We start from the raw sequence: 19676 nt of genomic DNA on the forward strand, positions 1-19676 counted from the left end.
CCGACAAGATCTCCATCGAGCCCGGGATCGGCCCTGTGGCGCCGGAGGGGGAGTTTGCCCTGATCCCTGAGGAGACGACGACCTACAGTATCTCTGCTGCCAATCGCGCGGGAGGGGCCGAGGCGAGGGTGACGGTCGGGGTGCTTAGAGGCGAAGAGGGAAACGGCTGAAAACTGCATCCTTCCAGAATCTGAGACAAGAACTGTTGCACCGCTCGTCTTCAATAATAGTACCATATGCTCCTGTACTTCTCCGGGTCCTCGCCCCGCCGTCTCAGCTTCTCGAGGTAGCCGCCGATGCTGACGTCGTCGTAGATGTAGGGCTTCACCTGGACGATGTTCTTCTCCCAGGGGAGGAAGCGGTACGTCCTCCTGCCGTCGGGCTGGATGGCTATGATCTCGTGGTTCTGCCAGGCCCGGAGATGGTCTTTTCCCAGGAAGGGGACGTTGAAGACCGGCTCGTCGGTCCGAAAGATCCCCGGGAGGAGACGGGCCTCCTCCTTTCGCTCCTGGAGGATCCGGGCGATTGGCACGGCGTACTCCTCCATCTCGCTCTTCCCCTTCATGTTGAAGGTGTAGTAGGGATCGATCCCGATCTTCTTCATGACCACCCTGAGGGCCGCGGTCTCAAACCTCCTGCTGTTGGCGAAGGTGAAGACCTGCTGGTTGTAGACGTCCATCCCCAGCATCCTGATCCTCTTCACCGCCTCCAGGGTCTCGGGGGTCACCTCGTAGGGGTGCATGAGGTGGGTGACCACGGAGAGGCTGCGCCGGCCCAGGTCGTGGTAGCTGGCGAAGATCTCGCAGAGCTCTTCGGTGATCCTCTGAGGTACGGTGATGGGGGTTCGGGTGGCGATCCTGATGCTCGCAAGGTGGGGGATCTCCGAGAGGCGGCCCAGGATCCGGTCGATGAGGTCGTCGTCCATCACCAGGGGGTCGCCCCCGGTGAGCAGGACGTCCATCATCGCCTCGTGCTCGGCGTACCAGTCGAGGGCGGCCTCGATCGACTCCATGGAGGCCATCGCCGAGGGCATGAAGGGGGAGGTGATCTCCCAGTTCCTCTGACAGTAGACGCAGATCTGGGGGCAGGAGTCGTAGGGCTTGACGATGGCGACCCGCGGGTAGCGGCGGGTGACCAGGTCTGCCGGAGAGGTGTCGTGCTCCCGCATGAAGTCGAAGGCCCATTTTCGGTCTTTTCGGTGGGCGATCATCTTATCTACGTATCTCAGGGGCGGGAAGACCTGGAGCCGGACGGCGAAGTCGAGGTCTGAGGGCATCCTGTCCATCAGGTGGAGGTAGTGGGGGGTGACGCCGAAGGGGATGCCGTTCTCCAGGGCGAGGCTGATCGACCGATCGTGCTCTGGGCTGATCGTGATCATCTTTTTTATCGTCGCAAGTCCGCTCTCATCCTTGAAGACGTGGCGGAACTGCCACCTCCAGTCGTTCCAGTCGTCGGGGTCGGCGCCGAGGACCGCGAGGATCCTCTCTCTGTTCTCGATCCTCTTTCCGATGATCTCGGGGTCGAGGCCGCTTCTGTACCTTGAAAGGTGCTCGTCCATCCGGCGGCTCATCTCGTCGAGGTAGTCGGACCGCCTTTTGCCCGCCTCCCTCCCCTTGTACTCGTCGAAGTCGGGGACCTCGAGCCCCTCCATCAGCATCGAGGGGTAAACCTCTGCCTGGACCTTCAGGGCCTTGAAGAGGTGGAAGAACTCGTCGACGAAGTCGTCGGCCACATCGGCGTCTCCGTCGACGGCAGCCCTCCAGAGCTGCTCCAGGGAGGAGGTCTTCGCAGCCCGCTCGTTCCGGGGGGAGAAGATGTTCTTGAGACACTCGAGCGCCCCGTTGAAGAGGACGTAGTCCCAGGGGTCCATCTCGGCCGCCTCTCGTCGGTGGGACCAGTCCAGAGACTGAAGGTAGCCCACGAAGACGTCCCGGGCAGCCTCCAGGCTATCGCTCTCCTTCAAGAGGAGGTGAATCTCAGGGGCCACATCCCAGCATCTCTGCCATCTGCTCGCCATGTCCACGCCTTAAATCTGAATCTGATGGTATTTAAAAATCACTTCGAGGTCGGCTCTTGATACCTCTGTTCTGACGACCGCATATATCAATCATATTTCACAGATGAATCGTGATATCTTATTGCTGTTTATTTGATGGAAATGTGCCTATAAGCACCCATATTCAGAGCATTTGTTGCATGAATATATAATTATCTCTGACTAAGTCCCACTATGGATATTGCTTGAACAAAAAGATTCATAAACAAGAAGAAGAATGTTTAGTTAAGTAGCATAAAATGACGCAGATTAGATGGAGGTATTTCGATTGAGAGATTCGCTATTATGGATGGTGGCGGCGGGGCTGTTGGTCCTCTTCGCCGCGGGCTGCACCGCAGCCTTTGCCTCCGATGAGGGCGGCTCGGTTCCGGTCTACACCGTCGCCGACACCACCGGCGACTGGGGCTTTCCTTCACCCTTCGCCCACTACGCCAGGGGGCCGGGGTACACCCGGATGAGCTTTTTATTCGACACCCTGATCTGGAAGAACAAGACCGAGTATGTTCCGGCCCTGGCAGAGAGGTGGGAGATGGAGGGAGACGACGTCTACATCTTCCACCTGAGGGACGGCGTCACCTGGCATGACGGAGAGGAGTTCACCGCCGATGACGTGGTCTTCACCGTCGAATACACCCTAGATCACCCCTACCAGTGGGTCGACTCCGGGATCATCGAGAGCGCCGAGGCCCTCGACGAGAGTACAGTGAGGATCACCCTCTCAGAGCCCTACGCGCCCTTCCTGGACCAGGTGGCAGGAACCCTTCCCATCCTCCCCGAGCACATCTGGTCGGAGGTGGACGACCCCGCAACCTATAGGGATCAGGATGCTCTGGTGGGGACCGGACCCTACACCCTCGACGTCGACGACTACGACAAGGTCCAGGGGACCTATCGGTACGTCGCCTACCAGGACTACTACCGAGGCGAGCCGATGGTCTCGGAGCTGAGATTCGTCAAGATCTCGGCCCCCAACGCCGCGGCCGAGCTCCGACAGGGGAAGGTGGACACCGCCCCCATCGAGCCGGAGATGATCGACCTGCTGGAGGACGACTTTGAGATCCTGGAGGTTCCGGCCCACTGGTGGAACTACAAGCTGATGATCAACCACCAGAAGGCGCCTATGTCGGACAAGAGGTTCAGGCAGGCTCTCGCCCGCGCCATCGACCGGGACGAGCTGGTGGATATCGCAGCCCGCGGCTACGGCCTTGCTGGAAGCCCCGGGTTTGTGCCTCCCGACAACGACTGGTACAACCCCGAGATCGACGACCTCTACCCCCACGATCCCGCCGAGGCCGAGGAGCTCCTCGATGATCTGGGCTACGACGGCGAGACGATCGAGCTTCTGGTCAGGGGGAACGATGCCGAGGCCGAGAGGATCGGCGAGCTGATCGAGGCGGACCTGGAGGCGGTGGGGATCGACGTGGACCTTCGGACCATGGACTCGAAGACCGTCGACTCCAAGGTCGGCGACTGGGACTTCGACCTTGCGGTCAGCGGCCACGGCGGCGTCATCGGCGACCCGAACTTCCTGGCCAAAAACACCATCGATATGGAGGGCTTCAACAGCGCCCGGTACGACGAGAACTCCGACCTTACCGAACTTCTCGAAGAGCAGATGACCGAGACCGATGAGGACGACCGACAGGATCTGATCGACCAGGCCCAGGTGCTCTACGCCGAGGACGTTCCAGCCCTCAGCCTCTACTATACCGAGTCCTTCGTCGCTCACGACGGCCGGGTGGACCTCTACTACACCTACAACGGGATGGCTCTGGGGATTCCGATCGCCCTGAACAAGCTCTCCTTCGTCGGAGTGTAGAGAGACAGAGGAGAAGCGAAGAAGCGAATAAAAAATGCAGAAGTGAACGCTCGAGAGCGGTGCAGGCAGCTGACCTTTTGCGGCTCAGTACCGCTCATATCTTTTATTTTTCGTTCCAACGAGCCGCATTCCGTATATCGTCGGAGGGGGCATAGGTTTAAATAACCTCGAAGCGTAATCGGCCGATGTGCGAGGCTGTTTTCACGGTTTTTCGCAAATGGATGTGAAGTAAGTGTACGGAAGCAATCGAGGATCCTTCAGCAGTGGTGGGTTCACAAGCTCTTCTCCAGTTGAAGCTGGAAAGACGTACGAAGTGGAGATTGAGGATATATCAAGGCAGGGAGACGGCATCGCCAGAGTCGAGGGCTTTGTCATCTTCGTCCCGGAGACGAAGGTCGGAGACAAGGTCTCGATATCGATCGACAGGGTTATGCGAAGGTTCGCAATAGCCCACAAAGTCTGAAATTTACCTGTCCTCGAATATTAGATGGTCGGCGCAGCTCTCCGCTGCGCAGGACCGTTTTAAATGAATACTGTTTTTGTCTGTTTTGGCTGAACTTTTATGCCATCCTCCACCCAGCAGCGCTGAACCCAGAAGGGATACCTTCAAGAGGCCAATGGTCGAGAGACAGGCCGTCAAAAGGGCGCAGGTTTCACCGTGCAGATCGAACTCCACAAAAATACCGCCGCCATCCTGGCCCTGGCTGTGGCCCTCGGCTTCTTCCTTCCAGAACCGGCCGAAAGGCTAGAGCCGCTGGTCATCCCGGCCCTCTTCGTCATGATGGCCTTCTCCATGGCCGGGATCGAGCTGAGGTTGGGGGCAGGTAAGGAAGCAGCAACTGGATTTCTCCTCAACTACCTATTCTTATCAGGGCTGATCCTCCTCCTCGCCCCGGTGCTCCTCGAAGAGGAGGCCCTTGTGCTCGGGTTTGTGGTGATGGCCGCAGCCCCGCCGGCGGTGGCCGTCGTCCCTCTCACAAAGCTTCTCCAGGGCGACGTCCGACTCGCCCTCTACTCGGAGGCCCTCTCCTATCTCGGATCCCTCGTCCTCACTCCCCTGATAATATCCGTCTTCGCCCGCGGGGCGAGGGTGGGGGTGGAAGAGACGGCAGAGATAGTGCTCCTCCTGATCCTCCTTCCCATCCTGGCCTCAAGGCAGGTCGGCAGGTTGAAGATCGATCCGGCCATCCCCATCAACGCAGGCCTCTTCGTGGTCACGTACATCGTGGTGGGGCTGAACAGCACCGCCATCTCAACGGAGGCGGCGGGAGTTCTGCTGATAGCCTTCGCCCGGACCTTCCTCTCGGGGGCGGTCGTCTACGCGGGCGCGGTCCTCGCCGGGGTCGACCGGCCTCAGAGGATCGCCTACACCCTCTTCGCCTCCTTCAAAAACCTGGGACTCGCCGCCACCGTAGCCCTCCTCCTCTTCGGCCCTCGGGCCGGGATACCGGCGGCGGTCTGCATCCTCACCGAGACCTCCTTCTACATCCTCCTCTCGGCCCTGGCCGGACGGCGAGATGGCGACTGCCGGATTCGAGCGCGGCCTTAAATCCAAAACAGTTGCAAATTGAGGGAGAATTACTGCAATGCTCAAACTTAGCTTATATTTATATATGCATCGAAACCCAAAATAGAATTCACAGGTGTTGACATAGCTTTTTATAGTAAACATCCCCATTCAAATATTCGATATTTATGAAGGGAAGCTACCTGGGAATATCGAGCCTGGCCCTGATCCTGGCCCTCCTCTGCACCGCGGCAGCGGCAGACGAGGAGGTCGGAGAGGGCCAGAAAGAGCGGCTTCGAATCTCGACTACCACCAGCCTCTACGACACCCAGCTCCTGGACGAGATGGAGGATATCTTCGAGGGGATGTATGACGTCGACGTCCGGACCGTCTCCGGCGGGACGGGGATCGCGATCGAGCGCGCCGTGAGGGGCGACGCCGACCTAATCCTGGTCCACGACGTGGCCAGGGAGAGGAAGTTCATCGAGGATGGATACGGCCTCTCCCGGACCTGCTTTGCCTACAACTACTTCATCATCGTCGGCCCCGAGGATGACCCCGCCGGGATCACGGGGATGACCCCCTCCGAGGCGATGAAGAAGGTCATGGAGGAGGGACTGGAGAGCCCCGATCGGGTCAAGTTCGTCTCCAGGGGCGACGACTCGGGAACCCATGCCCGGGAGAAGATCCTCTGGGATAGAGCCGGCATCGACTACGAAGAGGTCGCAACTCCGGAGAACACCTGGTACAGGGAGGCAGGCCGGGGGATGGGCCCGACCCTGCAGATGACAGACGAGCTGAGAGGTTACACCCTCTGCGACACCTCCACCTTCACAGCCTATCGAAGCGATCTCGAACTGGTTCCCCTGATCGAGGAGGGCGACGTTCTCCTCAACGTCTACGCTGCGATTCCGGTGAGCCCCGTCGCCTGGCCCGAAACAAACTGCGAGATGGCAACTAAATTCGTCAACTACCTGATCTCCGACGATGGACAGGACCTGATCGCCGAGTACGGGACGGAGACGATCGGAAAGCCCCTCTTCAACCCGGCCAGAGGAAACTGCGATCTGATCGGCTGCTCTGAGGACGAATGCGCCGCACCTCTTGCCGAGGACTACTGTAGCCTAGCAGAGGCATGAGCCCGTCGTCTGGAATGCAGACTGGAGTCCGACTAAATATTCGGGTGAAACCTTGGATGAGATCGGGGCGGGGCTTATAAGGGCGATCGAGCTGATCCTGGCCCTCGACCCGGCCGTCGTGGAGATAACGGCGAGGTCCCTAGCCATCGCCGTGACCTCGACGGCCCTGGCCACCATCCTCAGCGTCCCCCTCGGAGGCCTCATCCACTTCCACAATTTTAGAGGAAAAAGGGCCGTCGTGAACCTGATCCAGACCCTCTACAGCCTTCCCACGGTCACCGTCGGCCTCGTCGTCTTTCTCATCCTCTCGAGGTCCGGCCCCCTGGGGAGCCTTGGCCTCCTCTTCACCCCTGGCGGGATGGTGATCGGCCAGACGATCCTCATCTCTCCGATCATGATCGGCCTCACCATCGCCGCCCTCAGTGGCGTCGGACCTTCCGTCAGAGACACCGCCCTATCCCTCGGCGCATCAAAGCTCCAGGCTATCTTCACCATCATGGGAGAGGCTCGGGCCGCCATGCTGGCGGCGGTCCTCCTAGGCTTCGGCCGGGCCCTCTCGGAGGTGGGGGTGGCTATGATGATCGGTGGGAACATCCGGGGCTACACCAGGGTCCTGACCACTGCGATCGCCCTGGAGACCTCCCGGGGCGATATCGAGTTCTCGATGGCCCTGGGGATAATCCTTATATCGATATCTCTGATCGTCAACCTCGTCGTCAACAGAGTCCAGGGGAACTGGTGGACATGATCGAGGCGAGAGGCGTCTGGGCGAGAAGGGGCGGAGCCGAGATCCTGAGGGACGTATCCATGGAGGCGAAAGAGGGCGAGATTCTGGCGATCATCGGCCCTACGGGCTCGGGTAAGACCACCCTCATCCGCATCCTCAACCTCCTCGACCCTCCCGACGATGGAAGGGTCCTCTTCGATCGAGTCGACGTAACAGAGGACGAGAGGGCGAGGTTCCTCTCCCGGAGGAGGATGGCGATGGTCTTTCAGAAGCCAGCCATGTTCAACCTCTCCGTGGAGAAGAACGTCTCCTACGGCCTCAGGATAAGAGGCGTATCCGGCCCCACCGTCCGGGAGCGGGTGAGGGCCGCCCTCCAGGAGGTGGGCCTCTCAGGCTACGAGAAGAGGAGGGCCTTCAGCCTCTCAGGGGGCGAGGCCCAGAGGGTGGCCCTGGCCAGGGCCCTCGTCACCAAGCCCGAACTCCTCCTTCTGGACGAGGCTACGGCGAACCTCGACCCTCGGACGGCGGAGACGATCGAGGATCTCATCCAAAAGGCCGCCCTTGGCGGCCTCGCGGTGGTGATGGCGACCCACGACCTCGACCAGGCGGTGCGTCTTGCGAGCAAGGTCGGCGTCCTCATCGGAGGCGAGCTGGTCCAGGTCGGCTCGCCCCAGGAGGTATTCAAGAGCCCTCGGTCGGAGGGAGTCGCCCATTTCGTCCGGGCAAGGTCGAGCTGGTGACCCACGTCGACCCCTACCCTGCTCACCTTTTTTAACTTGAAGGCCGTATAAGGCGAAAGCTTCGCTGGGAGGATACGTCTTTCATGGCAAAGATAGAACAGTTGATGGCCCTCCAAGAGGGCTCAGCGGCATGGGGACGATGGAGAGCTGAAAACCCCCAGATAAGGCCCGACTTCAGAGGGGCAGATCTCAGCGGCAGGGATATCGGGGGCTCAGACCTCCAGGGCGCAAACCTGATGGGCGCGGTCTTGAGGAGAACGAAGCTTCGCGGCGTCGATCTGGGCCGCGCGAAGCTCATCGGGGCAGACCTTCGGGGAGCAGAGCTCGTCGGAGCAGTCCTCAGCGAGGCCAAGTTCGCCGGCGCCGATATGATGGGGGCGAACCTCCGGGAGGCGAAGCTGGTCAGGGCCGAGCTGAAGGGCGCAGACCTTAGATCCCTCCCCATGACCGGAGCGGACCTCTCCGAGGCGATCCTGACCGGTGCAGATCTCTCCGGGGCCGACCTTCGCGGTGCGAGGATGAGGGGTGCGGACCTGAGGATGGCAAAGCTCGCCGGAGCAGACCTCTCGGGAGCCGACCTCTCAGAATCTAAACTCATCCGCTCAAAGCTCGGCAAGGCGATATTGGGAGGGGCGCACCTAGTCCGGGCAGACCTCAGCGGCGCGGACCTGCAAGGCGCCGACCTATCGGGAGCGGACCTATCGGGAGCCGACATATCCAGGGCGAATATGAGGTTCGCGAACCTCTCGGATGCGATCCTGGAGGGGGTCAAGAGGACCGAGATCGGATTTTAGAGTATCAGGGCAGGTCCGATTTTTTTCGGATGGGGCCAAAAATAAGATCCAGTTTGACGACGAGGTGAAAATTGTGGGCGAGGAATACACCATTCGCAGGATGCGCCGGGACGAGGTCGAGCTGGCCATCGACTGGGCCGCGGCCGAGGGGTGGAACCCGGGCCTTCACGACGCCGACTGTTTTTATTCGGCAGATCCGGAGGGGTTCTTCATCGGCCTTCTGGACGATGAGCCGGTCGGATGCATATCGGCGGTGGCCTACGGCAGAACCTTCGGCTTTCTGGGCCTCTATATAGTGAGACGGGAGTTTAGAGGTCGGGGTTTTGGGATGGACCTCTGGCGCGAAGGGATGGACCGCCTGGGGGAGAGGAACATAGGCCTCGACGGTGTCGTCCTCCAGCAGGAGAACTACAAGAAGTCCGGGTTTCAGCTCTTCCATCGGAGCGTCCGATACCAGGGCAGGGGGACCGGCGACGGCGCCCTGGATACCGGAGTAGTCTCTCTCTTGGAGGTGCCTTTCGACGACCTGTTGAGCTACGACCGGCTCCACTTTCCGGATCAAAGAGACGGCTTTCTCAGAAAGTGGACGGGTCAGCCCGACTCGGTCTCCTTTGCTTTTCACGGCGATGAGGGGCTCGCTGGTTACGGCCTCCTCCGCCGATCTCGCCTCGGCTTCAAGATAGGCCCCCTCTTTGCAGAAGATGAGAAGATTGCAGAATCGCTCTTTTCGGCTCTGAGAGGTGCCGCTGAGAAGGATGCCCCCGTATTTCTGGACGTTCCAAAGCCCAATCTAGCGGCTCGGAGGCTCGCTGAGCGGCACAGGATGGAGAAGACCTTCGAAACCGCCCGGATGTACACCAAAGGCGATCCTGGACTGCCTATCTGCGAGATCTTTGGAGTTACGACCTTCGAGCTCGGCTGAACCGGTCGAGGCGCGAAGGTGCTGAGGTCACCCGGCCGCAGGGTATCGAAGAGACGGAAAGATCTATATATTTAACAGTCAAACAAAACGCGCAGAGCATGGACTCGAAGAACCGGTTCCAATGGATGACGGCGGCGATTCTGGCCTTTGCGGTCGCAGGGATCGTATACGTCACAAAGGACTTCCTGACCACGATACTTTTGAGCTTCTTCTTCGCCTACGTCCTCCACCCGGTTCATTCGCGTCTCTTCGGCCTCACCGGCAAAAAGAGGATCTCCGCCCTCCTCTCAATATCGATCATCTTTCTCCTCTTCCTGGTATTCGTCCTGAGCGTGATCAACGCCCTGGCCACGGAGGTCTCAAACCTGTCCCTCTCCCAGGAGTCGATCAACGAGACCGTGAGCAGGTTTACGGACCAGACCGCGGGCAGCCTCTTCGACTGGACCAGAGCCTTTGCAGAGGATCGAGCCCCCCCAGCGATCGTCCCCTACGTCGGCGACGTTCTCGACCAGACCGAAGAGCAGATCGGATCGGCCCTGGCGGCTCCCGCCAGCCTGCTCGCCCCGGAGATCGTCCCCCGGGTAACGAAGATCGTCACCGGCATTGCCGACTGGATAGCCGAAAATTTGCCGATCCTGATGGCCCAGTTCGGCGTCGCCATCCTCCTCACCTACTACCTTCTCGTCGACGGCGCAGGGTCGGTGGAGGAGTTTCTCCGGCTCATGCCTGAGAGGGCGACGGTCCGCCGTTTCCTGGCGGAGCTGACCTCCATCTACAACAGCCTCTTCAACGTCTACCTGATAAACAGCCTTCTGACCGGGCTGATCGCCGCATTTGTTTACCTTCTCACAGGCGTCCCCTACCCCTTCCTCTGGGGGATGGTCACCGGCGTCTTCGCCCTGGTGCCCCTGATCGGCACCAGCGCCGTCTACATACCGATGGCCATCTACTATCTGCTGATCCAGGACTACTTGCGGGTGGCAACCCTGCTGGTTCTGGGGACATTATTTCTGAACATTTTTCCCGAGAACATCATGCGACCGGCCCTGGCCAAGGCCGGAGCTGCCATCCATCCGGCGGTGACCCTCCTCGCCTTCGCTGCACCGATATTCGTCGTCGGTGTCATGGGCGTGATCGTAGGCCCTGCCCTCTACGGCTTCGTCCTCGCAGCCTACAGGACTCGCCTATCCATCATGGAAGAGGAGGCGGGAATGGTAATGACCTCATCTAAGGGGCCGAAGCCCACGACGACCAGCCCTCTCCTCTCTGTCGACGGGATTCGTCGTCTCGGCCGAAGGGCAAGAGGTTTCGTTTCATGGCTGACGAGAGATCGTCTCTGAATTTCCGTAACCGATTTTCGCCACCTTTAAGGCCATCGCGCCCCATGTAATACTTCAAGACGGTGGCGGACGAGATGACAAAAATAGCAAAAGAAGGCGCTAAAATGGACGAAGGATCAGGTGCATCGCCGAGCCTCCTCACCGATAGACAGGCAGCAGTCCTGAAGCTGAGGCGAAAGGGCATGTCCCAGCAGGAGGTGGCCGAGCTTTTGGGGACCACCAGGTCCAACGTCAGCATCCTCGAGAAGAGGGCTCTTCAGAACGTGAAGAGGGCAAAATCCACCTTAAAAGAGTGGACGATGATCCAGGCCCCCGTATCTCTCACCATTCCCGCCGGAACCGACCTATTCGAAGTTCCTGCCCTCATCTTTTTGGAGGCCGACCAGGCCGGGATCAAGCTCGATATCAGCTCCGTCGATGTCGTAGTCCAGATCAAGAGCAAGATTCCAGAGGCCCTGAAGAAGAGGGTGATCCATCGGGACCTTGAGGTCGCCGTCACCGAGGACGGTCTCGTCCTCGTCCAGGAGGCAGCGCCTGAATGAATCTGATTATTTTCTAGGAGTTTGATAAATTATGGCCCGGACTCTTTCTGAAAAGGACGTTAAAATACTGAAGAAGCTCGCCCCGGAGTGCGCGGACACCACCTGTGCTGGCTCCGGATTTGATTACCAGTCGATCCTCCCCCCCGTCTCAAACCACTACGCCCTCGACGATGAAGACTTCGAAGAGAGGCTCAATCGGCTCGACATCTTCGAGCTCGAGTACCTCTCGGAGGTGATCCTCGACGGTTCAGAGAGCCTTGGGTGCATCCAGCCCGAGCACGCCGATATTTTGGTCAGGCTCCTGAAGGAGAGGGTCTCTGAAGACGTGGGCGAGAAGGTGAGGGCCCTCTATGAGGCTGCAGGGGTGTGTTACTACTGAGTTCTGATTTTGTGGTCGTCTTCTGCACGGCTCCCCCGAACTTCTCCGGGAGGCTCGCTAAGATCATCATCGAGGAGAGGCTGGCGGCCTGCGTTAACATATCGCAGGTCCGGTCCACCTTTCTTTGGGAGGGAGAGGTCGACGAGGAGGCTGAGGATCTCCTCATCATAAAGACGGAATACCTGTTGGTGAATGATCTCGCCGCCAGGATTGGAGATGTCCACCCTTACGAGCTTCCCGAGATCGTCGTTCTCCCGATAGTCGGTGGGGACGAAGGCTACCTAAAGTGGATATCCGAGTCGGTGAAAAAAAGACCCAGCGCCAGCTCCGATAATTCAAACCCTGAAGACGTCTAAGGAGATTCGGCCTCTCAAGCCGACCTGAGAAGATCTGCCGCCTCCTCAAGCTCTTCATCGTTCTTCAGATTTGCAAGCCCCGATGTAGCCTCCTGGAACCCCTCCAGGGCGTTGAAGAACCTGTCCAGGACGTCGCCGCCGTAAGTTGGAACCACGAAGATGTGGGTGTGGGGGATCCTTCGACCCCGGGCGTACATCGCGACGAAGTCGGGACTGAAGGCCTTCATGATCTTCTGAGACGTCTCTCTTGCCACCCGAAATAGGCTTTCGACCTCCTCCTCGGTCAGGTCGTGCCACCAGGGGACGTGCCTTTTGGGCACGACGAGACAGTGCCCCTTTGAGAAGGGGTTTATGTCCAGTATAGCAAGGGACAGGTCGTCCTCATATATCCGCTGGGCCTTCGCCCTCTCGGCCACGATCTCACAGAATATGCAGCTATTCTCTTTTTTGGAATCCAAGAAAACACCTCCCACTAAACTCAAATCGCCTTTGAGAGATGGCCAGATATAATTTTCCACCTCCTTCTCCCCCTAATCAGAAGTCGTTCCTTCATCCCCAGATTCTGAAGCATTTCAAGAAGAGCTTCGAGGAGGATAGAGGGACGAAGCACCATATACTCTGGGCGGGGTGCATGGACAACCAGACCTCGGCCGACGCCTACATAAGCGGCGACTATCACGGGGCCTTCACCTACTACCTCAACAGCCATCTGAGGCGCGAGCCCAGGATCTCGCGGAGGAGGCTCCTGGAGAAGGTCAGGGCGTCGCTCCGCCACGGCGGCTACAGCCAGATCCCCCAGCTGGAGCTGGATGCGACCACCAGGGACCGGGCTCTGAGAAGGGAGATCTTCGGGGACGAAGAGGTGGAATAGATAAAATAGGCGGGCTTCGGCGAGATATGGAGCTGGACGAAAGAGGGGCAGGTCTCCCGCGGCGATCTGCCCACCGTCCATCTTTACCGGATCGGCACAATAGGTGCCGAAACTTATTTTCGTCAGATCGGACCATCCTAAAGATGAAGGAGGAAAACTGAATGGGAAAAAAGACGGCAGCGATATTGTCTTTCTTCGTCATCGGCCTGGGCCAGTTTTACGCCGGCCGCCTCTGGAGGGCTCTGGCCTGGTTCTTCGGGAGCGCTCTGATCCTCTCGGCCCTGACCTTGGCCACCGGGTTCGGGGGCCTGGCTCTGGGGCCGATCCTCGCCATAGCCTCGGCCTGGGATGCATACAGCATATACGGCGACTAGAGCAGAGGCAGTGCCTGTATAGAGAGATACCACATCCCCCCACGCGAAGCGATTATATACTCTCGAAATGAAATTATATCTTAGCAGTTGAAGATATGAACCGGCATGGAGCCGCTTCCGTATAGATCCAGAGATCAGACGAGATATCTCAAATCAAGACGGGAGGATGATCAAGAATGGACGAATTTTCCGTTCTGGTGGGGGGAAAAGCCGGAGACGGAATAAACGAGGCCGGGATGATAATCGCCCGCCTCTATAACCAGCTCGGATACTGCCTGTACCAGTACCTCGACTATCAATCCCTCATCAGGGGCGGACATAACTTCGCCATAGTTCGGGCCTCGGGAAAGAAGATCGGAGCCTGCCTGGACTCGGTGGACTTTCTTCTGGCCCTAAACCAGGATACGATCGACCGGCATGAAGGGAGATTGAAAGAGAACTCCGTCGTCATCTTCGACTCCGATGAGGTGAAGTCAGGATTTGATGGAGGAGTAGGGCTTCCCCTGAAGACGATGGCGAAGGAGGCGGGTGCACCGTCGATCTCCCGAAATGTGGGCCTCATAGGGGCCTTCTCCAAAGCCGCCGGAGTCGAGTGGAAAATACTGGAAGATGTTCTCCGAAAAGAGGTTCCCAAGCTGATCGATGAGAACCTGGAGGTAGCCCGCCGGGGCTATGAAGGGATCGAAGAGGAAGAGAGGCTGAAGGTGGAGAGGAGATCGTACCCCTGCTGCCCCGTGATCACCGGAAACGAGGTGATCGGCTTGGGCCTCCTTCGGGGCGGCCTCGACGCCTACGTCGCCTACCCCATGACCCCGTCATCGGGGATCCTCCACTTCCTGGCGAAGGTGGCGGGCGACTTCTCGATCAAGGTGATCCATCCCGAGAATGAGATCGCCGTGATCCTGATGGCCCAGGGCTTCGCCTATGCCGGCAAAAGGGCGGCCCTGGGGACCTCAGGAGGGGGGTTCTGCCTCATGAACGAGGGGATGAGCCTTGCGGGGATGGCGGAGACGCCTCTGGTCGCCGTCGTCTCCATGAGGGCAGGGCCCAGCACCGGGGTTCCCACCTACACCGCCCAGTCCGACCTCCACTTCGTCATGAACGCGGGCCAGGGTGAGTTCACCCACCTCGTCATCGCCCCCGGGGACGCCGAGCAGGCCTATTACTGGTCGGCAACCTCCATGGGCCTCGCCTGGAAGTACCAGATACCAGTGATACTGCTATCGGACAAGACCCTCAGCGAGTCGGCCTACAGCTTCAACCTCGATGAGGCGGAAGAGATCCCCGAGATCGGGCCGGTCCTCGCAGACGGCGAGGGCGAGTACAGGAGATACCTCCGAACCGACGACGGGATATCTCCCCTGGCCTTCCCCCCCAGGTCGGGGGCCGCGGTGAAGGCCAACGGCTACGCCCACCTGGAGTCGGGGATAACGACGGAGGATGCCGGCGAGATCAAGGCCGTCCAGGACAAATCCCTCCGAAAGGAGGTGAGCCTGAAGATAGAGCTGGAGGGCCTGCCTGCGGTGAGAACCTACGGCCCTGAGGACGCATCGTTGGCCCTCCTCTGCTGGGGCTCAAACAAGCCGGTCTGCGCTGAACTCGCCGAGAAGCTAGGCTTGCGGGTCGTACAGCCGGTGGTCCTGAACCCCTTCCCAAAAAGCCAGTTCGAAGAGGCCCTCCAGGGGGTGGAGAGGACCATATCCGTCGAGACGAACTCCACAGGCCAGCTCGCTCGCCTGATCCGATGTTACGGGTTTGAGGCTGACGATCTGATCCTCAAGTACGACGCGCGGCCATTCTCCGTCGACGACCTTGAAGAGAGGCTCATGGAGGTGACGAGATGAAACCCCAAGATCTGGGCACCACCGCTCCGAACACCTGGTGTCCCGGCTGCGGAAACTTCGCCATACTGAACGCCATAAAGCCGGTCCTGGCGGAGCTGGACGAGGAGGGCACTCTGCCCCTGGAGAACGTCGTCCTGGTCGGCGGGATAGGCTGCCACGGGAAGATCGTCGACTACGTCGGCGCGAACAGCTTCTATACCATCCACGGCCGGACGATCCCCGTAGCCACGGGGATAAAGCTAGCCAACCCCGACCTCAACGTTATCTGCTTTGCCGGTGACGGGGACGCCTACGCTGAGGGGCTCGACCACCTGATCTTCGCCGCCAAGAGGAACGTGGACATAACGGCGATAATCCACGACAACCGGATATACGGTCTCACCACCGGCCAGTACACTCCGACATCGCCCTCGTGGTTTCTGGGCAGGTCGACCCCGGAGGGTCTGGAGGTGCCTCCGATAAACCCCCTGGAGATCGTCTTTGCCAGCGGCGGATCCTTCATCGCCCGGGGCTACTCCCACGGGATAGAGCTTCTCAAGGACCTATTCAGAGAGGCGATCCTCCACCGGGGGTTCTCCTTCGTCGATGTCCTTCAGGTCTGCGCCACCTACTTCAACCTGTATAAGCATTACAACGACCGGGTCTACAACCTCGAAGACCACGATCCAGAGAACCGTGCCCAGGCCGAGGAGAAGATTAGGGAGTGGGACTACAACTCGGCCTATGACTCGGATGTTTCGATACCTTTGGGCATATTCTATCGAGAGGAGAGACCCACCTTCGGAGAGAACTTCGCAAAATACAGCTCGAAGACCACTGACCTGGACGGCGCGATTAAAAAGACCCTGGAAGACTACATTTGAGGCTGGAGGATCTCGGGGCCAAGCTTCGCAGCGCCTCTGATCCAAAAGGATATATACATCCGAAGATAGAATACAGTGCTGTATTATTGGACATGTTTTGCGCGGCATCGAGTCCGGACCACCCTTGAGCTTACCTCCATCCAGTTGAGTCTTGTACGGGAGGCGAGGTTGATGGCTAAGAGATATACGTGCACAGTCTGTGGATACGTCTACGATCCAGAGAAGGGTGACCCCGATTCCGGGATCGACCCTGGTACCGCTTTTGAAGATCTCCCCGACGACTGGACCTGTCCAGAGTGCGGGGCTCCTAAAGACGCCTTTGAGGCGAGCTGAATCGAGAGGTTGTGAAAAATGGCTCCAATCGGCGAGAGGATGGCGAAAGCCCTGAACGAGCAGGTGAAGTGGGAGCTCTTCTCCTCCTACCTCTACCTCTCCATGTCCGCCTACTTCTCGGCTGCGAAGCTTCCGGGCTTTGCCCACTGGATGAGGGTCCAGGCCCAAGAGGAGCTGATGCACGGGATGAAGATCTACGACTTCGTGATCGAGCGGGGCGGAAGGGCCGAGCTTCTGGCCATAGATAAGCCCCGGTTCGAATGGGGATCGCCCCTGGAGGTGGCAAAGGCAGTCTACGACCACGAGAAGAAGGTCACCGGGCTGATCAACGGCCTGGTGGACCTGGCGACCGAGGAGAAGGATCACGCCACCCTCAACATGCTCCAGTGGTTTGTCGAGGAGCAGGTGGAGGAGGAGGCGAACGCCAGCGAGATCGTAGAGAAGCTGAAGATGGTGAGCGGCGAGAGGGGCATAGGAGTCCTCTACATGCTCGATCGGGACCTGGGAGAGCGACCGCCGAAGCTCCAGCCCGTCGTCTCCGCCAAGTGACGGCAAGAACGATGGCGATCTGAGGAGGGATCTGGTGCGGCTTGAGAGCGGTGCCGGTCTCTCGCTTCCCCTCCGCCCGAGCCCATACCATCCCATCTCCGGCGATCTCTTGTAGTCGGTCACCAATAAGGACTAAGGACGATCGATCGATCTAAAAAGATCGATCGAAGAATGAGAAGATGAGGCAATTTGCTTTGCGCTCCCGAAGGAGCGTCGGATAGCCTGATAGAACGTCTAGAGTCGTCATCCGAGAGACGTTGTGAATCTGAGAATTGGTGGTGATTTAATTGAGCGAATCAAAAGATATGAAGCTGGGCATCCTGGGACTGGGAAGAATGGGCGGAAACCTCGCGCTTCAGGCGAAAGAGAAGGGGATCGCCGTGGTGGGGAAGTCGAAGTCCGCCAAGCCTCATCTTGAGAGAAAGGGCGTGAAGGTGGTGGACGGCTACGAGCCCTTCGTCGACTCCCTGGACCAGCCGCGTGTTATCTACTTATCCGTTCCGGCGGGGCCGACGGTGGACAGGGTCATAGAGGATCTCACCCCCCACCTCGACGAGGGGGATGTCGTCATCGACGGCGGGAACTCCTTCTACCTCGACTCGATCAGGAGGGAGGAGGACCTCTCAGACCACGGGATATACTTCCTCGACTGCGGGACGAGCGGCGGGCTCGAAGGAGCCCGGAAGGGAGCCTGCTTCATGGTCGGCGGAAACAAGGAGGGGTTCAAGATCGCCGAGCCGATCCTGATGGCCTTGTCCGCCGAAGGAGGCTGCCTCTACACCGGCGACCCCGGCAGCGGCCACTTCACGAAGCTCGTCCAGGACGGGGTGGAGGCCGGGATGCTCCAGGCGATCGGCGAGGGGGTGGCCCTCCTGAAGGAAAGCGACTTCGACCTGGACCTGGAGAAGGTATTCAAGAGCTGGGCCTGCGGGGCCACCGTCCGAGGTTGGCTCATCGAGCTGATGGCAAAGAGTCTCGGCGAGCAGAGGTTTTCTGACGTCGCATCTCACGTCGAGGATACCGGGGAGGTGAACTGGCTCGTCCACGACGCCATCGAGAAGGAGATCCCGATCCCGGTCATCTCTCAGGCGGTGATGGAGCTCTTCAGGTCCCGGGATAAGAACTGCGACGCCTGCCGGTCGGTCGCCCTGATGAGAAACAGCCGCGGCGGCTACCCCCTCGGAAAGGACGATCAGGTCGCCCGGGAGAGGAGGACGAGCAGAACGGAGAAGATCTAGATCGAGGCGCAAGTTTTCCGGAGGCGGGCAGAGACGTGGGCCTGCCTCCGCTTTTTTTCGAGGGCTTTTTCCGAGGTCGTTTCTTACCTGATTATCACGTTTGCCAGCGTCACCAGGAAGAGCGAGAGCGTGAGCCAGCCAACGATCGCCTAAATTCCCCACCACAATGACGCCGTCGTACTCCACCGGCTCGCCCCGCTCGATCTTGGCCAGGATCTCGCTCGCCCGGACGATCGGCCGGGGATCGTCGGCGGGCGCGCCGAGGGAGGGGCTTGCGAGGAGCGGGAACAGCAACGCCAGGGCCAGGATCGAGGAGGGTCTCATCTGAGAATTGAGTTCTCGGCATACGTACAAAAAGCTTTTGGAAGTATTGATTTTGGGCAGTCCGGCCCGCTGCGATGCGAAACCTATTTTGGCATCTTGATCAGAGCCTATGGTGCACCAGCAGAATGAGGATGGAAAGGGAGTGTGAGGCAAGATGACGGAGAACAGGTTCGGCTGGAAGGTGGGGGATGGGCTGAGGTGGTCGTCTTCTGAGGGATGCGACCACGACTGCATCGTAACCAGGGCGATGGCGCAGATGATAGAGTTTGAGACCGAAGAGGGCGAGATGAAGAGGCTCAAGGGAAACAACCCCAGCATCACCCGGATCGACGACGGCCCGCCCCAGGCCGAACCGACGACGGCGCCAGGGGAGAAATTCGAATCGGGACTTGAGTCGGAGACCGAATCAAAGAGCGAGTCCGAGCCGGAGACCGCTCCGGAACCGGCCGCAGAGACCGATGCCAAGCCAGGGCCGGAGAAAGAGGGCGAATGCGCGCCCATCGATGAACCAACCTTAGTTCCATCGGGAACCGAGGAGAGGGTTTCAGAGCGCCAGGCGGAGGTGGACCTGAAGTCAGGCGGCGTTGTGGAGGTATCAGTCCAGGTCAGAGAGGGCGGCTCCAGCCTTGGGGCCGGAGAGCAGGAATTCAGGCTCAACGGTGAGGACGAATGGCACCCCTCTCTCGAAGAGGCCCTCGACGCCGAGTACGACCGGAGCTGGATGTGCATCAGGTGGCAGGACGGGTGATCGGCCATTCCCGAAACCAGACCAAGACAAAGGCCCAAACCCAAACCGAAAACCAAACCGAAAACCAAACCGAAAACCAAACCGAAAACCAAACCGAAAACCAAACCGAAAACCAGACCAGACCCTTATGAGCAGCAGGTGGACCGCTACGACCGGTGGTTTGAGAAGAACCGCGCCGCCTACCTCTCGGAGCTCCGGGCGGTCGAGTCTC

General features: G+C 59.4%; 23 protein-coding genes. 21 read left to right on the forward strand and 2 right to left on the reverse strand.

The genetic code is table 11. The annotated features are described in order from the left end of the window. Positions 1–220: 220 nt before the first annotated feature. Positions 221–2017 carry a KamA family radical SAM protein gene (locus ACP5EL_RS04280; RefSeq protein WP_428401257.1) on the reverse strand — a complete coding sequence of 599 codons (1797 nt, stop codon included), beginning with the start codon at positions 2015–2017 and terminating at the stop codon, positions 221–223. A gap of 307 nt (positions 2018–2324) precedes the next feature. Between ACP5EL_RS04280 and ACP5EL_RS04285 the strand changes: the two genes are divergently transcribed. The 12 genes from ACP5EL_RS04285 (at position 2325) to cutA (ending at position 12321) form a co-directional block, all read left to right on the forward strand. Then, positions 2325–3875 carry an ABC transporter substrate-binding protein gene (locus ACP5EL_RS04285; RefSeq protein ID WP_428401234.1) on the forward strand — a complete coding sequence of 517 codons (1551 nt, stop codon included), beginning with the start codon at positions 2325–2327 and terminating at the stop codon, positions 3873–3875. A gap of 232 nt (positions 3876–4107) precedes the next feature. Beyond that, entirely contained in the window at positions 4108–4338 is a 231-nt protein-coding gene (locus tag ACP5EL_RS04290) for a TRAM domain-containing protein (RefSeq protein WP_428401235.1), read from the forward strand. A gap of 195 nt (positions 4339–4533) precedes the next feature. Then, positions 4534–5424, forward strand: a complete 891-nt coding sequence (locus ACP5EL_RS04295; RefSeq protein WP_428401236.1) for a bile acid:sodium symporter — start codon at positions 4534–4536, stop codon at positions 5422–5424. A 146-nt stretch (positions 5425–5570) separates the two neighbouring features. After that, positions 5571–6521: a substrate-binding domain-containing protein gene (locus tag ACP5EL_RS04300; RefSeq protein ID WP_428401237.1), complete on the forward strand. Its 951-nt coding sequence runs from the start codon at positions 5571–5573 to the stop codon at positions 6519–6521. 52 nt (positions 6522–6573) lie between these two features. Next, a complete protein-coding gene (locus tag ACP5EL_RS04305) occupies positions 6574–7269 on the forward strand; it encodes an ABC transporter permease (protein WP_428401238.1) in 696 nt (231 codons plus the stop codon). After that, positions 7266–7988 (forward strand): ABC transporter ATP-binding protein, encoded by a 723-nt coding sequence (locus ACP5EL_RS04310; protein ID WP_428401258.1) that lies wholly within the window; start codon positions 7266–7268, stop codon positions 7986–7988. Before ACP5EL_RS04305 ends, ACP5EL_RS04310 begins: the two co-directional genes overlap by 4 nt. An 83-nt stretch (positions 7989–8071) precedes the next feature. Next, complete coding sequence (locus ACP5EL_RS04315) at positions 8072–8782, forward strand: pentapeptide repeat-containing protein (RefSeq protein WP_428401239.1); 711 nt, start codon at positions 8072–8074, stop codon at positions 8780–8782. Between the two features lie 73 nt (positions 8783–8855). Continuing rightward, positions 8856–9704: a GNAT family N-acetyltransferase gene (locus tag ACP5EL_RS04320; RefSeq protein WP_428401240.1), complete on the forward strand. Its 849-nt coding sequence runs from the start codon at positions 8856–8858 to the stop codon at positions 9702–9704. A 98-nt stretch (positions 9705–9802) separates the two neighbouring features. Continuing rightward, on the forward strand, positions 9803–11044 hold the full coding sequence (locus ACP5EL_RS04325; protein ID WP_428401241.1) for an AI-2E family transporter: 1242 nt from the start codon (positions 9803–9805) through the stop codon (positions 11042–11044). A gap of 104 nt (positions 11045–11148) precedes the next feature. Then, positions 11149–11586 carry a Tfx family DNA-binding protein gene (locus tag ACP5EL_RS04330; protein WP_428401242.1) on the forward strand — a complete coding sequence of 146 codons (438 nt, stop codon included), beginning with the start codon at positions 11149–11151 and terminating at the stop codon, positions 11584–11586. Between the two features lie 31 nt (positions 11587–11617). Next, positions 11618–11965 (forward strand): hypothetical protein, encoded by a 348-nt coding sequence (locus ACP5EL_RS04335; RefSeq protein WP_428401243.1) that lies wholly within the window; start codon positions 11618–11620, stop codon positions 11963–11965. Continuing rightward, positions 11953–12321, forward strand: coding sequence for a divalent-cation tolerance protein CutA (cutA, locus tag ACP5EL_RS04340; protein ID WP_428401244.1), 369 nt, complete (start codon positions 11953–11955; stop codon positions 12319–12321). The genes ACP5EL_RS04335 and cutA overlap by 13 nt, the downstream gene beginning before the upstream one ends. A gap of 14 nt (positions 12322–12335) precedes the next feature. Here the strand turns inward: cutA and ACP5EL_RS04345 are convergent, their stop codons facing one another. Then, on the reverse strand, positions 12336–12779 hold the full coding sequence (locus tag ACP5EL_RS04345) for an HIT family protein (protein ID WP_428401245.1): 444 nt from the start codon (positions 12777–12779) through the stop codon (positions 12336–12338). A 38-nt stretch (positions 12780–12817) separates the two neighbouring features. Between ACP5EL_RS04345 and ACP5EL_RS04350 the strand changes: the two genes are divergently transcribed. The 9 genes from ACP5EL_RS04350 to ACP5EL_RS04390 all read left to right on the forward strand — a co-directional run bounded on the left by ACP5EL_RS04350 (position 12818) and on the right by ACP5EL_RS04390 (position 19465). After that, on the forward strand, positions 12818–13192 hold the full coding sequence (locus tag ACP5EL_RS04350) for a hypothetical protein (RefSeq protein ID WP_428401246.1): 375 nt from the start codon (positions 12818–12820) through the stop codon (positions 13190–13192). 161 nt (positions 13193–13353) lie between these two features. Further along, positions 13354–13566, forward strand: coding sequence for a hypothetical protein (locus tag ACP5EL_RS04355; protein WP_428401247.1), 213 nt, complete (start codon positions 13354–13356; stop codon positions 13564–13566). A 176-nt stretch (positions 13567–13742) separates the two neighbouring features. Further along, positions 13743–15410, forward strand: a complete 1668-nt coding sequence (locus ACP5EL_RS04360; protein ID WP_428401248.1) for a 2-oxoacid:acceptor oxidoreductase subunit alpha — start codon at positions 13743–13745, stop codon at positions 15408–15410. Continuing rightward, positions 15407–16273, forward strand: coding sequence for a thiamine pyrophosphate-dependent enzyme (locus ACP5EL_RS04365; protein ID WP_428401249.1), 867 nt, complete (start codon positions 15407–15409; stop codon positions 16271–16273). The genes ACP5EL_RS04360 and ACP5EL_RS04365 overlap by 4 nt, the downstream gene beginning before the upstream one ends. Before the next feature lie 171 nt (positions 16274–16444). Then, complete coding sequence (gene rd, locus ACP5EL_RS04370) at positions 16445–16606, forward strand: rubredoxin (RefSeq protein ID WP_428401251.1); 162 nt, start codon at positions 16445–16447, stop codon at positions 16604–16606. Positions 16607–16624: 18 nt separating this feature from the next. Next, positions 16625–17155 (forward strand): ferritin, encoded by a 531-nt coding sequence (locus ACP5EL_RS04375; protein ID WP_428401252.1) that lies wholly within the window; start codon positions 16625–16627, stop codon positions 17153–17155. Between the two features lie 287 nt (positions 17156–17442). Next, positions 17443–18393, forward strand: a complete 951-nt coding sequence (locus tag ACP5EL_RS04380; RefSeq protein WP_428401253.1) for an NADP(+)-dependent, decarboxylating phosphogluconate dehydrogenase — start codon at positions 17443–17445, stop codon at positions 18391–18393. Between the two features lie 166 nt (positions 18394–18559). Next, the gene (locus ACP5EL_RS04385; RefSeq protein ID WP_428401255.1) at positions 18560–18721 is read left to right on the forward strand and encodes a hypothetical protein; all 162 of its coding nucleotides are present in this window, start codon (positions 18560–18562) and stop codon (positions 18719–18721) included. Positions 18722–18871: 150 nt separating this feature from the next. Further along, positions 18872–19465, forward strand: a complete 594-nt coding sequence (locus ACP5EL_RS04390; protein ID WP_428401256.1) for a hypothetical protein — start codon at positions 18872–18874, stop codon at positions 19463–19465. Positions 19466–19676: the final 211 nt, after the last annotated feature.

This window comes from Methanocrinis sp. (assembly GCF_049974945.1).
Lineage (GTDB): Archaea > Halobacteriota > Methanosarcinia > Methanotrichales > Methanotrichaceae > Methanocrinis.